Source organism: Roseibium sp. MMSF_3544, assembly GCF_030732845.1.
In the GTDB taxonomy this organism is placed as follows: Bacteria; Pseudomonadota; Alphaproteobacteria; order Rhizobiales; family Stappiaceae; genus Roseibium.
In genome coordinates this window covers 55,938-68,677 of sequence record NZ_JASHKA010000018.1, presented here as the reverse complement: position 1 = coordinate 68,677, position 12,740 = coordinate 55,938, and the positions used below count along the sequence as shown (strand labels likewise).

Annotated in this window: 13 protein-coding genes; 3 read left to right on the top strand and 10 right to left on the bottom strand. The window is 57.2% G+C overall.

Annotated features, from left to right (window positions below; translation table 11 throughout):
* Positions 1-167: 167 nt before the first annotated feature.
* Together hfq and hflX are read left to right on the top strand one after the other, a co-directional pair.
* Entirely contained in the window at positions 168-425 is a 258-nt protein-coding gene (gene hfq, locus RBB47_RS22420; protein ID WP_172670818.1) for an RNA chaperone Hfq, read from the top strand.
* A gap of 120 nt (positions 426-545) precedes the next feature.
* On the top strand, positions 546-1,868 hold the full coding sequence (gene hflX, locus RBB47_RS22415; protein WP_305988173.1) for a GTPase HflX: 1,323 nt from the start codon (positions 546-548) through the stop codon (positions 1,866-1,868).
* 55 nt (positions 1,869-1,923) lie between these two features.
* On the opposite strand, the gene RBB47_RS22410 is transcribed toward hflX, so the two are convergent.
* The 3 genes from RBB47_RS22410 to RBB47_RS31035 all read right to left on the bottom strand — a co-directional run bounded on the left by RBB47_RS22410 (position 1,924) and on the right by RBB47_RS31035 (position 4,956).
* Positions 1,924-3,210 (bottom strand): MFS transporter, encoded by a 1,287-nt coding sequence (locus RBB47_RS22410; RefSeq protein ID WP_305988121.1) that lies wholly within the window; start codon positions 3,208-3,210, stop codon positions 1,924-1,926.
* Positions 3,211-3,277: 67 nt separating this feature from the next.
* A complete protein-coding gene (gene mazG, locus RBB47_RS22405) occupies positions 3,278-4,102 on the bottom strand; it encodes a nucleoside triphosphate pyrophosphohydrolase (protein ID WP_305988120.1) in 825 nt (274 codons plus the stop codon).
* Positions 4,103-4,272: 170 nt separating this feature from the next.
* Positions 4,273-4,956 (bottom strand): ABC transporter permease, encoded by a 684-nt coding sequence (locus tag RBB47_RS31035; RefSeq protein ID WP_371932834.1) that lies wholly within the window; start codon positions 4,954-4,956, stop codon positions 4,273-4,275.
* On the opposite strand from RBB47_RS31035, the gene cas5 reads away from it, so the two are divergent.
* Complete coding sequence (gene cas5, locus RBB47_RS31030) at positions 4,896-5,042, top strand: CRISPR-associated protein Cas5 (protein ID WP_371932833.1); 147 nt, start codon at positions 4,896-4,898, stop codon at positions 5,040-5,042. The two genes, RBB47_RS31035 and cas5, sit on opposite strands and share 61 nt — an antisense overlap.
* A 384-nt stretch (positions 5,043-5,426) precedes the next feature.
* Here the strand turns inward: cas5 and RBB47_RS22395 are convergent, their stop codons facing one another.
* The 7 genes from RBB47_RS22395 to RBB47_RS22365 all read right to left on the bottom strand — a co-directional run bounded on the left by RBB47_RS22395 (position 5,427) and on the right by RBB47_RS22365 (position 12,528).
* Complete coding sequence (locus RBB47_RS22395; RefSeq protein WP_305988118.1) at positions 5,427-6,350, bottom strand: ABC transporter permease; 924 nt, start codon at positions 6,348-6,350, stop codon at positions 5,427-5,429.
* Positions 6,347-6,853 carry a hypothetical protein gene (locus RBB47_RS22390; RefSeq protein WP_305988117.1) on the bottom strand — a complete coding sequence of 169 codons (507 nt, stop codon included), beginning with the start codon at positions 6,851-6,853 and terminating at the stop codon, positions 6,347-6,349. The genes RBB47_RS22395 and RBB47_RS22390 overlap by 4 nt, the downstream gene beginning before the upstream one ends.
* Positions 6,843-7,634, bottom strand: coding sequence for an ABC transporter ATP-binding protein (locus tag RBB47_RS22385; RefSeq protein WP_305988172.1), 792 nt, complete (start codon positions 7,632-7,634; stop codon positions 6,843-6,845). The genes RBB47_RS22390 and RBB47_RS22385 overlap by 11 nt, the downstream gene beginning before the upstream one ends.
* 325 nt (positions 7,635-7,959) lie before the next feature.
* Positions 7,960-9,417: a dihydropyrimidinase gene (gene hydA, locus RBB47_RS22380; protein WP_305988116.1), complete on the bottom strand. Its 1,458-nt coding sequence runs from the start codon at positions 9,415-9,417 to the stop codon at positions 7,960-7,962.
* Positions 9,418-9,616: 199 nt separating this feature from the next.
* Positions 9,617-10,873 (bottom strand): Zn-dependent hydrolase, encoded by a 1,257-nt coding sequence (locus RBB47_RS22375; protein WP_305988115.1) that lies wholly within the window; start codon positions 10,871-10,873, stop codon positions 9,617-9,619.
* Positions 10,874-10,884: 11 nt separating this feature from the next.
* On the bottom strand, positions 10,885-11,172 hold the full coding sequence (locus tag RBB47_RS22370; protein ID WP_305988114.1) for a cupin domain-containing protein: 288 nt from the start codon (positions 11,170-11,172) through the stop codon (positions 10,885-10,887).
* A 27-nt stretch (positions 11,173-11,199) separates the two neighbouring features.
* The gene (locus tag RBB47_RS22365; RefSeq protein ID WP_305988113.1) at positions 11,200-12,528 is read right to left on the bottom strand and encodes an aspartate aminotransferase family protein; all 1,329 of its coding nucleotides are present in this window, start codon (positions 12,526-12,528) and stop codon (positions 11,200-11,202) included.
* Positions 12,529-12,740: the final 212 nt, after the last annotated feature.

The window sequence follows — 12,740 nt, the reverse complement described above, 5'->3', positions numbered from 1 at the left end:
TGGCCAGAAAAATGATTACATAAAAGAGTTGAGGCAGACAGCTCTTTTGGTGGGCAAAAAACGGGCAGTACGTCAAACCTTATCGTTTGAAATTGCACAGATTTTGACAGTAAGCTGCCGATACGCCGGATGCTCGGCCGCATCCGGGGAAAAACAGGATAAAAACACTGATGGCTGAGCGCGCACAAAATCTCCAAGACACATTCCTTAATCACGTTCGCAAACAAAAAACTCCTCTGACAATTTTCCTCATCAACGGTGTGAAATTGCAGGGCGTCGTGACCTGGTTCGACAATTTTTGCGTCCTATTGCGGCGCGACGGACATTCTCAGCTTGTCTATAAGCACGCGATTTCCACAATTATGCCAAATGGCCCTGTTCAATTGTTTGATCAGGCAGAGGAAAACGCTGAAAAGGCTGGCTGATTGAAACCTAAGTCTCGCGCGGACGATTTTTCGAAATCAAACGGTGACGAAGAACCGGGGCAAAAATCGCTTAGAATAAAAGAAACTGGGGTGGATCGTCTGCCCCAGCCCTTTCGCGCGATGATTATCGAGCCGGTGTTGAACTTGCGTGGCGAGACCAGCCAGCAGGAGCTGCGCGGAAATCGGAGTCCCGAAGCGCGCCTTGATGAAGCCATCGGCCTGAGCGCTGCCATCAATCTTCAAATCATTCATTCCGGCATCGTCCGGATCAACAATCCGAAGCCGGGAACGCTCTTTGGCGACGGCAAGGTGTCCGAGCTTGCCGGCATTGTCGTCAGTGAAGATCTTGATCTGATGGTCATTGATCATCCTTTGTCCCCGGTTCAGCAGAGAAACCTTGAGCGCCGCCTGAAGACAAAGGTGATCGACCGAACCGGGCTTATCCTTGAGATTTTCGGCGACAGGGCACGGACGAAAGAAGGCCGGCTTCAGGTGGACCTTGCCCATCTGACCTGGCAGAAGAGCCGCCTTGTGCGTTCCTGGACCCACCTGGAGCGTCAGCGTGGTGGCGCCGGCTTCATGGGTGGTCCGGGCGAAACCCAGATCGAGGCCGACAGGCGCCAGATCCAGGACCGTATCATCGCACTGCAAAGGCAGCTTGAAAGTGTCCGCCGGACGCGGGACCTGCACCGGAAAAAACGCAAAAAAATCCCGCAGCCCGTGGTCGCGCTTGTCGGCTACACCAATGCCGGCAAATCGACGCTTTTCAACCGGCTTACGGAATCTGACGTTTTCGCCAAGGATCTTTTGTTTGCGACCCTTGATCCGACGCTGCGCAAGGTCACGCTTCCGCACGGCAAGGAGGTGATCCTGTCGGACACGGTGGGATTCATCTCTGATTTGCCAACTCATCTGGTAGCCGCCTTCCGGGCGACGCTGGAAGAGGTGCTGGAAGCCGATCTTATCCTGCATGTGCGCGATATTTCGCATCCGGACACGGAAGCCCAGGCAGAAGACGTGAAAAAAACGCTGACAGACCTTGGCGTCGACGCCCAAACAGGCGCGCCGGTCATTGAAGTCTGGAACAAGATCGACTGTCTCGATGAAGCCTACCGGAACAAGCTGCTCGAAGAGGCTGCCGAAGAGGGACCAGTGGCACTTTCAGCGCTGACGGGAGCGGGCATCGATCACCTGGCAGCGAGGATCGATGCTTTCATTGCGCAGAACGACGACATTCTGACCGTGAGCTTGCCGGTCACCGACGGCGCGCTTCTGGCAAAGTTATACCAGATGTCCGAAGTGCTTGAGCGTTCCGACACGGAAGACGTCGTCACGGCCGATGTGCGTGTTTCCGACAAGCAGCGCGGACCCTTCCGAGAAACATTTTCAAGCTTTGTCGTTTCCGCCGAAGACGATGATCAGCGCACAACAACTGAAGACTGATTTCCTCGCTTCCTTGTCATCGTTCCAAACCACCTCCGCGGTCTTTCTAAAGCGCCTAGGACGTTTGGGCTGAGCCCAATTCACTTTCCCGGTCCTTGCGCGTGAGGCGGAAACTGACGGCTGCTGCAAGCATGCTTAGCAAGGTAATGAAAATGATCGCCCACACGGTTTCGTGCAGGTGTGCGACCGCGGCTAACGTTGCAGACAGTCCGATCATGGTTATCCGAACGAAGGACCGGGCCACCGCGATACCGTTCACCCGCTGATCCTTTGGCGCGATATCCATGAAGTAGAGACTTATCACCGCGACGATGCCGCGCACGGCGACCGTGACCGTAAAGAGAGCTGCTGCATGAAGTCTCACATCGTGGTCAAGATCGAGAATGTGCATTGTCGCGAGCACCGAGCCTGCAGCGACGACCAACAAGGCGCTCAATACCATGACAAGGCGATGCGAAATCTTGTTCAAAGCGCCCCATAAAGGACCGGCGACGATGTAGCCCATCGCATACGAGATTATCAGTGCCGTCAGTCCCCGGTTTGAGTCGTGGTGCGCTTCCGCCGAAATCAAAGAAAAGAACGGAACCGCAAGCGTGACGCAGGCGAAAATCATCCGCAAGGCAATGAATTTCCGGAACCATCCCTGGCGCATCATGCTGGCTGTGTTTTCAAAATAGTTGGATAGCGCCTTAAGCGGAGACCGGATTGAGTGTTCTTTCTTGGCGTCAGCCGGGGTGAGATCCCGCACGGCCAAAATAGCGAACGCGGACAGAGCAAAACAGGTGATGCCGATAGCGACAACAATCGAATGCCTGTGCATCGGCGGCAATTCGAGTGTCAGCTCGTGCGCGATCCAGGTCAGGGCGACCGCGACCAAGCCGCCAAGGGCCATTTGCGCATATTTGAACGTTCGTCTCGACTGAGACGTTAAGTTGTCGCTGATAAAGTCAGTTTCGAGCAGTTGCTGCATCTCGTCCACCGCGCCCATCACAAAAACACAGACGATGAAGACGATCATGATCTGCAGTTTGTCGCCGAAGAGAACGGCGATGACTGTCGCACCGAAGCAGAGAGCAAGGATGAGATCTGCCACCGACAAAGCACGCTTTCGGTTCTTTATCTTTGCGATTGCGTCGAAGAAAAAGATGTCCGTGAGCGAGCTGGCGGTCTGGCGGATAGAGACAAGTGCGCCAACGAGAAAGATCGGCATGTCCAGGGCAACTGCCAGAAAAGTCAGCACAACGGATGGGCTGGCCATCATCCAGGCAGCCGATGCCAGCGTGCTTTGACCAGTCAGTACAGGAAAATTGCGTCTTTCAAGCGCCGAGGGCTGTTCTGTCATGCGATGTCGTCGGTTCTCTCGCTCACCCGTTCGAATTCAACGCAAGCCTGTCGCAGGCTGTCAACTCTCAACTGTGATCTTTTGCCCGTTGCCATGCCGCCTCCATCTCGTCCAGGGACATATCTCGCAAAGTTGTGTCGGCGCTCTTTGCATGGTCCTCAATCGCGGCAAAGCGGCGCCGGAATTTCCGGTTTGTTCGCCTCAAGGCTTCTTCGGGATCGATGTCGAGATGTCGTGCGAGATTGGCCAGCGCAAACAGGGTATCGCCGAGTTCGTCGGATATCCTGTCCTTGTCGGGCGTTGTTTTTGAGAGTTCTTCGTCGAGTTCCTCTGTTTCCTCGCGGATCTTGTCGAGCACGAGGCGCGCATCATTCCAGTCGAAACCGACTTTGGATGCCCGGCGTTGCAGCTTGTCGGCTTCCTGAAGGGCAGGGAAGGCGGTCGGAACATCGTCCAGGAAACCGCGATCTTTTTCGGCCAGACCCAACGCTTCTCTTTCCGCTCGTTTTTCGGCTTTCTCCTCCTCCTTGATCCGCTCCCAGATACCTTTGACCAGTTCCGGTTTATCGCCATGTTCGTCGCCAAAGACATGCGGGTGGCGGCGGATCATTTTTTTGGTGACGCCTTCAACCACATCTCCGAAGTCGAAATGATCGTCTTCTTCGGCCATGCGCGCGTGGTAGACAACCTGCAACAGCAGATCACCGAGCTCCTCACGCAGTTCAAGCATGTCGTTTTTTGAAATCGCGTCGGCGACTTCATAAGCCTCTTCCAACGTGTAGGGCGCGATCGTTGCAAAGGTCTGTTCCAGGTCCCAGGGGCACCCGGTAACAGGGGTCCTCAACTCGGCCATGATTTCGACGAGGCGGGCGATGTCACGGCTTGGTATCATGGAGGATTTGTCCTGATTTGCTTGTCATTCGCTCACCCGTTTGCGCGGGCATGAACTCCGGCAAAAACCCAGTAAATCTTCGCAAAGCTCATCCACTCAAACCTGCTGAGCGAAACTGGATCCCGGACTATGCCTTTTGGCATATCCGGGAGGACAAGTGGAGAGGCAATTTAACCCCGAACAGATGGGTGCCAGAAGGTCACGGCACGCTCAAGCAGTGCGATCAGACCGTAAAACAGCATCCCGGCCAGGGCGGCGACCGCGATTTCCGCCCAGACAAGGTCCAGATCCATGCTCCCGACGGCCGTCGAGATCCTGAATCCCATGCCAGAAATCGGGGAGCCGAAGAATTCGGCGACGATGGCGCCAATCAGCGCAAGCGTGGAGTTGATCTTCAGGGCATTGAAGATGAAGGGCATTGCCATCGGCAGGCGCAGCTTGAAAAGGGTTTGCCAGTAGCTGGACGCATAGGTGCGCATCAGATCCCGCTGCATCGCATCGGAGGCCGCCAGCCCCGATACGGTGTTCACCAGCATCGGAAAGAAGGTCATGATGACGACGACGGCCGCCTTGGACGGCCAATCGAAACCGAACCACATCACCATGATGGGCGCGACGCCGATGATGGGCAGCGCGGAAACCAGATTGCCGATCGGCAGCAGTCCCCGGCGCAGGAACGGGATCCGGTCAACGAGAATAGCAGCCACAAAAGCGCTGCCGCATCCAATGGCGTAGCCAATCAGCACTGATTTCAGAAATGTTTGCTGAAAGTCCTTCCAGAGGATCTCGCCCGATGACGTCAGTCTCAGCCAGATTTCAGACGGCGAAGGCAACAGCGCATTGGAAATACCCATCCCGGGCTCTCCGCCGCCAGTCACTATCAGTTCCCACAAGACCAGCAGTGTTGCGCCAAAAACTGCCGGAATGGCGAGGTTGGTGACGCGCCGCCAAAACGGAGAGCGGATTTCCCAGGACGCCAAACGTTCGACGAAGAGCCACGCTGCGGCCCAGGTCGCTGCCGTCAGTGCCCAAAAGCCAATCGAGGCGTTGCCCACATGTAGCTGGGCGGTCACGATCAGGAGCCAGGAGGCCAGGGCTGCCACGATCCCGAGTGCAAGATCTCCCACTCTGTTGCGCATGAAACCAAGTTCGTAGCGCACACCGGCAATGGCCAGGATGACCAGACAGATGGCAAGACGCGGCAGGTCCATGACCCGGTAGTCAGGATCGAAGATCGGGCTGAACAGGCCGAACACGACCATGGCAACGACGAACCAGGCGAGGGCCGTGGCCATGTCGAAGCGCTTTCGGGTGCCGGCTTCAGTCATCTCGACAATCCCATGCGTTTCAGGGTCAGTTTTTCCATCAGGCCAATCAGGGCAACGAGAGATCCGGCGAGGAACGCGGCCATGAACAACGCAGACCAGATCTGGATGGTTTGGCCGTAATAGGACCCGGCCAGCAGCCTGGCTCCGAGACCGGCCACTGCACCCGTCGGCAGTTCGCCGATGATCGCGCCGACGAGAGAGGCCGCCATGCCGATTTTCATGGAGGTGAACAGATAAGGCACGGCATAGGGCAGACGTAATTTCCAGAAGGTCTGGATGCGTGTCGCCGAATAGGTGTGCATCAGATCCATATGGATCACCTCCGGTGAGCGAAGGCCCTTCACCATGCCGACGGTGACCGGAAAGAAGGAGAGATAGGTGGAGATGAGTGCCTTCGGCAACAGGCCGGTGACCCCGATGTTGCCAAGGACGACAATGATCATGGGTGCAATCGCAAGGATCGGGATCGTCTGGGACGAAATCACCCAAGGCATCAGCGACTTTTCAAGAACGCCTGAGTGGACAATTCCGATGGCAAGCAGAATGCCGAGCGACGTGCCGATGAAAAAGCCGAGCAGGGTTGAGGAAAGCGTGATCGTGGAGTGGTGAATGAGCGAGCGTTTGGAGGTAATCTTCTTTTCAACGGTCGTGTTCCAAAGTTCGACCGCCACCTGGTGCGGCGCCGGCAGTTTCGGCCGTTCCTGTGCGAGCGTGTCAGCGACGAATTCGGTGAACGGAACGTCGTCTCGCCCGGCACGCTCATAGGTGTCCTGCTGAAAGGCTGCATTCAAGGCGACGGCCGCAACGTACCAGATGGCGATGATCACACAAACGACGACGATGACGGGTCCGACAGTCCCGGACATGAGACCCGTAAAGGGGCTGAAACTTTTGGGAGGAGCGAGGGCTGTGTCTGTCATGCTGCTCTGGGCTCCTCCAGCCGCTCGGAAAGCGCGTCGACAAGCTGTGTGGCTTCAGCGTCTCTCATCTTGCTTGCAAGTGTGCGAATGCTGTTTTTGTACTTGAACACCACCCGGCATTTTTCCGGGTTGGCAAAGTGAGTCTTGCGCAAGTCCCTGATTTCAGACCAGTTCCAGCGCTCGATACTCGTTACGAAGGAGACAACGATGCTTTTCTTCGTCAATTTCTGGTCCAGGCTGATTTCTGTTCGAGACACCGCCGACCAAAACATCATGACCAGCAGATAAAGAACGACAAGTGGAAGCAGGAATACGATCAGGCCGGTCTGTCTTGCCGGATCAAAATAGGAATATGCGAAAACGCCGGAGCAAATCACGGCCAGACCCAAATAATAGAGGGGGCCGATCCGCGGGCGTAGCGTGAACACGGTTTCCTTATTTTCGTCCACCGGGCTCTCCGGTTCTCCGGTCTGCTCGATTGTTTCAACCTTTTCAATCCTCATAGGAATGACCCGCTCTAAGGCCGTCCCGAACGCGGTGCGCGATCTTCAGGAACTCGGGTGTTTCGCGGATGTCGAGGTTCCGGTCGCGTGGCAAATCGCTTTCGATGACATCGTAGATGCGGCCCGGGCGCGGGCAGAGCACAACGATCTTGGTCGACAGGAACACGGCTTCGGGAATGGAGTGGGTGACGAAGGCCACCGTCTTGTTGGTCTTGGCCCAAAGCTGGAGGAGCTGTTCGTTCAGGTGGTCACGGACGATCTCGTCGAGAGCGCCGAAGGGTTCGTCCATCAGTAGGAGGTCCGGCTCAACCGCGAGTGCGCGTGCGATCGAAGCGCGTTGCTGCATGCCGCCGGACAACTGCCAGGGAAACTTCTTTTCGAAGCCGGTGAGATTCACCAGGTCCATGTTGCGGGCAATCCGCTCCTGCTGTTCAGACTTCGAAAGTCCCATGATCTCAAGCGGCAGAGCGACGTTTTTCGCAATGGTGCGCCAGGGATAGAGCGCAGCCGCCTGAAAGACGTAGCCATAGGCGCGGTTGAGTCGCGCTTCTTGCGGAGAGACATCATTGACGGTAATCGATCCTGCCGTCGGCTGCTCAAGGTCAGCAATGACGCGAAGAAGGGTAGTCTTGCCACAACCGGACGGACCGATGAAGGAAACGAAGTCGCCTTCATCAATCTTGAGATCGATGTCCGAGAGCGCGTGCACCGGGCCGTCATTGGTCTGGAAGGTCAACGACAGGTTTTCGATGTCGATGACGCGCTTGCCCTGTTCATTCATTGCATCGTCCAGTCCGTCTTCGATCTCAGCGGCAGTCAACATTCTCTTTTCCGTTGATTGTATTCACACACACATCACCAAGGTTCAGCGAACACACAAACTTATTCCTATATGCCGCAGGGCAACGCACCGAGTGTTCAAGCACAGACCTATCCGAACGCTACCTCTCCCTGGGGGAGAGGTCGGGCCGCAGGTCCGGGTGAGGGGACAAAACTGTGCGTCCTCATTCCCGTTCGCTCCCTCACCCTAACCCTCTCCCACAGGGAGAGGGAACAACGCTCTGCCCGGCATCATTGTTGTGTACACCAAACTTTATGTTCTTCCTTCAAACACCGCTTGCCGGAATGCCGGTGCGTTCCACCTTGCGCGGGGCGGTCAACTCTTTCCAGGTGCTGAGCGCCTTGTTGACGGCGTGGAAGGGTTCGCGAGAAACAAATTCGCCATGGCCCTGCTTGTGGTTGACCGTTCCATCTTCCACGGCGACCCGGCCGCGGGTAAGCGTATAGCGCGGAAGGCCCTTGACCTTCTTGCCTTCAAAGACGTTGTAGTCGATCGCCGACTGCTGATTGTTTGCCGAGATGGTCTTTTCCTTTTCCGGGTCCCAGACCACCAGATCCGCGTCGGCTCCGACAAAAACTGCACCTTTTTTCGGGTAGATATTGAGGATTTTTGCAATATTGGTTGAAGTAACCGCCACGAACTCGTTCGGTGTTAAACGGCCGGTGTTGACGCCATAGGTCCACAGCATCGGCATGCGGTCTTCCAGGCCGCCGGTGCCGTTCGGGATCTTGGTGAAATCGCCGACGCCTGTGCGTTTTTGCTCGGTCGTGAAGGCGCAATGGTCTGTGGCAACTACCTGCAAAGAACCTGCTGCAAGGCCGGCCCAGAGCGAGTCCTGGTGCTTCTTGTCCCGGAAAGGCGGGGACATCACGCGGCGCGCCGAGTGGTCCCAGTCATGGTGGTAATACTCGCTGTCATCCAGTGTGAGGTGCTGAATAAGCGGTTCGCCGTAAGCCCTGATGCCGTTCTGCCGCGCCCGGCGAATGGCTTCGTGTGCCTGTTCGGAAGAGGTGTGCACGATATAGACCGGCACACCCGCCATGTCAGCGATCATGATGGCGCGGTTGGTGGCTTCACCTTCGACTTCCGGCGGCCGGGAATGGGCATGGCCTTCCGGACCATTGTGGCCCTCGGCCAGCAGCTTCTGCTGCAGCGTTGCGACCACGTCGCCGTTTTCGGCGTGAACGAGGGGCAGGGCACCAAGTTCCGCGCAGCGCTGGAAGGAGGCGAACATCTCGTCGTCATTCACCATCAGCGCACCCTTGTAGGCCATGAAATGCTTGAAAGTGTTGATGCCCTTTTGCTGGACGACCGTCTGCATGTCGTTGAAGACCTCTTCCCCCCACCAGGTGATCGCCATGTGGAAGGAATAATCGCAATGGGCCATTGTCGACTTGTTGTCCCACATCTGCAGGGCTTCAAGCAGGCCTTGGCCGGGCGAGGGCAGGGCAAAGTCGACAACCATGGTGGTCCCGCCAGCAAGGGCGGCGCGGGTGCCACTGTCGAAGTTGTCGGAGGAGTAGGTGCCCATGAAGGGCATCTCCAGGTGCGTATGCGGATCAATGCCGCCGGGCATGATCAGGCAACCGGTCGCATCCAGCGTTTCGTCGCCCGAAAGATTCGGCCCGATCTCGACGATCTTGCCATCTTCGATCTTCACATCGGCTTCGTAGGACAGGTCAGCAGTGACAACCGTGCCGCCCTTGATCACTTTGCTTGCCATCGTCGTTCCCCTTTGTTCGCCGGTTTTCCGTCTAAGTCTCTGCCCCCAACTCAAGGCCGGGACAATCCTATGGTCTGCCAACCAGGTCCCGGCTCAGCGCCGGGACGGCAATTCTTCTATCTGTCGTGCCTGCCTCGACAGCATTCAAATGTCTTTGCAACGCCGTCCCGGACCTGATCCGGGACCAATGCAATCGTCACTACTCCACGATTTCCGCCGTTTCGACCACCGCGTGGAAGAGCACATCCGCGCCGGCTTTGGCCCAATCGCGCGTGATTTCCTCTGCCTCGTTGTGAGAGAGCCCATCAACGCAGGGACACATGATCATCGCGGTGGGGGCGACCTTGTTGATCCAGCAGGCATCGTGGCCCGCCCCTGAGATGATATTGCGGTGGCTGTAGCCGAGGCGCTCGGCAGCGCTTCTAACGGCATCAACGCAGCCCTGATCGAACTCGACAGGGTCGAAGCCGCCGACCTTTTCGAACTCGACCTCAAGCCCCATGTCGTCGCAGATCTTCTGCGCTCCGAGTTTCAGCCGGTCTTCCATGTCCCGGATCACCGCAATATCGGGTGAGCGGAAATCAATCGTGAAAACCGTCTTGCCAGGGATGACATTGCGCGAATTCGGATAGACATCGATATGACCGGCAGCCCCGACAGCGTGGGGCGCATGGGACCAGGCGATTTCGTCGACGAGTTCCAGGATCCGTGCCATGCCGAGACCGGCATTCTTGCGCATCGGCATCGGCGTGGAACCGGTATGGCTGTCCTTGCCGGTGACGGTGACCTGTGTCCAGGAAAGACCCTGGCCATGGGTGACAACGCCGATGTCCTTTCCTTCCGCTTCCAGAATGGGCCCTTGCTCGATGTGGAGTTCGAACATGGCGTGCATCTTGTCCTTGCGCGCGCCGACTTCCTCATCGCCGACCCAACCGATGCGCTTCAACTCGTCGCCGAATTTCTTGCCGTCGTGGTCTTCGCGGTCATAGGCCCAGTCCTGGGTGTGAACACCTGCGAACACGCCAGAAGCCAGCATTGCCGGTGCATAACGCGTGCCTTCCTCGTTGGTCCAGTTGGTGACCACGATCGGATGTTTGGTCTTGAGGCCGAGGTCGTTCATCGTGCGCACGAGTTCCAGACCACCGAGCACACCCAGAACACCATCGTACTTGCCGCCGGTCGGCTGGGTGTCTAGGTGTGAGCCGACATAGACGGGCAGGGCATCGGGGTCTGTGCCCGGTCGTGTCATGAACATATTGCCCATGGTGTCAACCGCCATGGTCATGCCGGCGTCTTCGCACCATTTCTGAAAGAGCTTGCGGCCTTCGGAGTCCTCGTCGGTCAGCGTCTGCCGGTTGTTGCCACCTGCGACACCGGGACCGATCTTGGCCATTTCCATCAGACTGTCCCACAGACGGTCAGGGTTGATCCTCAGGTTTTCGCCCGGAGCTGCCATGCCTCGCCCTCCTACTTCAATTCGGTTTCGACGAATGACATGGACTTGTCTCCGCCGTTGATTACATTGTGTTCCACGCCTTCATCACGCCGATAGACGGTTCCTGCGGGGATCAAAACTTCCCGGCTACCGCCCCCCGGTTCTTCAAGCAGCATCTTGCAGTCTGTCAGCGCCGTAATGACGTAGTCCATTTCGTGCCGGTGCCAGCCGGTTTCCGCGCCAGGTTCAAAATCAAAACGTGTGACACGGACACGGTCGTCGTCGATCAGTCTCTCTGAGGTTGCCTTGTCTCTTTCCATGGCGTTCTGCTTTCGGCGTTTCGATGCTCAGTGTATCGTATTCAAGACAGTACGGAGCTTCCCGAATAATTCGTCAATCTGCTCCTTCGTGATGATCAACGGCGGGGAGAGGGCGATGATGTCACCCGTTGTGCGGATCAGTATGCCGTCGTCATAGGCCTTCAGGAAAGCGGAGAAAGCCCGTTTGGTCGGTTCTCCGGCAATCGGCTCCAGCTCGACCGCGCCGATCAGGCCCAGGTTGCGGATGTCGATGACGTTCGGACAATCCCGCAAAGCGTGAAGACCGTCCTCCCAGTGTTGGGCAAGATCGGCCGCACGCGTGAGAAGTCCTTCCTCGTCATAGGTGTCAAGCGTTGCGAGCGCCGCCGCACAGGCGACCGGATGGGCGGAATACGTATAGCCATGGAACAGTTCGATCATATGTTCCGGGCCAGTCATGAAGGTCTCGTAGATATCGGATGTGCAGAATACGGCGCCCATCGGAATAACACCGGAAGTCAGACCCTTGGCGGTCGTCACCAGATCCGGGGTAACACCGAAAAAGTCGGTGGCAAAGGGCGAGCCGAGACGACCGAAGCCGGTGATGACCTCGTCGAAAATCAGCAGAATTCCATGCTGGGTGCAGATCTCACGCAAACGTTCCAGATACCCCTTTGGCGGGATAAGGACACCGGTGGAGCCAGCTACCGGTTCCACGATGACTGCAGCAATGGTCGAAGGGTCATGGAGCTGAATGATGCGGATAAGCTCCTCGGCGTATTCAGCCCCGCTTTCCGGCATGCCGCGCGTAAACGCATTGCGTTCCGGATCATGGGTATGGCGCATATGGTCGACCCCGGCCAGCAACGTGCCGAAGGTTTTCCGGTTTGCAACGATGCCGCCAACGGAAATCCCGCCGAAGCCGACACCGTGATAGCCACGCTCACGCCCAATCAGGCGGGTGCGCGTGCCTTGACCGATGGCACGCTGATAAGCGAGCGCGATCTTCAAAGCCGTATCGACGCTTTCGGATCCGGAGTTGGTGAAGAAAACATGGTCCAGAGGCGAGGGCATCATTGCCGCCAGCCGCGCCGCCAGTTCGAAGGCTTTTGGATGACCCATCTGGAAGGCAGGCGCATAGTCGAGCTCGGCGATCTGCCTTTGCACCGCTTCAACGACCTTCGGGCGCGAGTGGCCGGCATTGCAGCACCAAAGACCTGCCGTCCCATCCAGCACCTGACGGCCATCTGCCGTGGTGTAATGCATGTCCTTGGCGGCAACGAACATGCGGGGTGCCTGCTTGAACTGCCGATTCGCCGTAAACGGCATCCAGAATGCTTCGAGATTGTTGGTGGCTGCCTGGCCCGGTGCTGACATGCATCCTCCTTTCGGCCCTTCATCCATGGCCGACTGTTGGCAAGCTCGTAAAGAAAGGGAACGCAAAGCCGGATGCATGCCGAAATTCGGCAGAAACGGCAGCTATGGTCCTCTCCCCACGCTGTTCCCGGCACTTCTGATGGGTGTTTCACCTCTTGTTGAAGCGCCGATTTTCACTCTGGATGGCCATTCGGCCGTGTCCGGCTTGTGCC

Coding starts and splice junctions, on each gene's coding strand:
- hflX (WP_305988173.1), top strand. CDS start 546: ATGATTATCGAGCCGGTGTTGAACTTGCGTGGCGAGACCAGCCAGCAG.
- RBB47_RS22410 (WP_305988121.1), bottom strand. CDS start 3,210: ATGACAGAACAGCCCTCGGCGCTTGAAAGACGCAATTTTCCTGTACTG.
- mazG (WP_305988120.1), bottom strand. CDS start 4,102: ATGATACCAAGCCGTGACATCGCCCGCCTCGTCGAAATCATGGCCGAG.
- cas5 (WP_371932833.1), top strand. CDS start 4,896: ATGACGTCAGTCTCAGCCAGATTTCAGACGGCGAAGGCAACAGCGCAT.
- RBB47_RS31035 (WP_371932834.1), bottom strand. CDS start 4,956: ATGGGTATTTCCAATGCGCTGTTGCCTTCGCCGTCTGAAATCTGGCTG.
- RBB47_RS22395 (WP_305988118.1), bottom strand. CDS start 6,350: ATGACAGACACAGCCCTCGCTCCTCCCAAAAGTTTCAGCCCCTTTACG.
- RBB47_RS22390 (WP_305988117.1), bottom strand. CDS start 6,853: ATGAGGATTGAAAAGGTTGAAACAATCGAGCAGACCGGAGAACCGGAG.
- RBB47_RS22385 (WP_305988172.1), bottom strand. CDS start 7,634: ATGAATGAACAGGGCAAGCGCGTCATCGACATCGAAAACCTGTCGTTG.
- hydA (WP_305988116.1), bottom strand. CDS start 9,417: ATGGCAAGCAAAGTGATCAAGGGCGGCACGGTTGTCACTGCTGACCTG.
- RBB47_RS22375 (WP_305988115.1), bottom strand. CDS start 10,873: ATGGCAGCTCCGGGCGAAAACCTGAGGATCAACCCTGACCGTCTGTGG.
- RBB47_RS22370 (WP_305988114.1), bottom strand. CDS start 11,172: ATGGAAAGAGACAAGGCAACCTCAGAGAGACTGATCGACGACGACCGT.
- RBB47_RS22365 (WP_305988113.1), bottom strand. CDS start 12,528: ATGTCAGCACCGGGCCAGGCAGCCACCAACAATCTCGAAGCATTCTGG.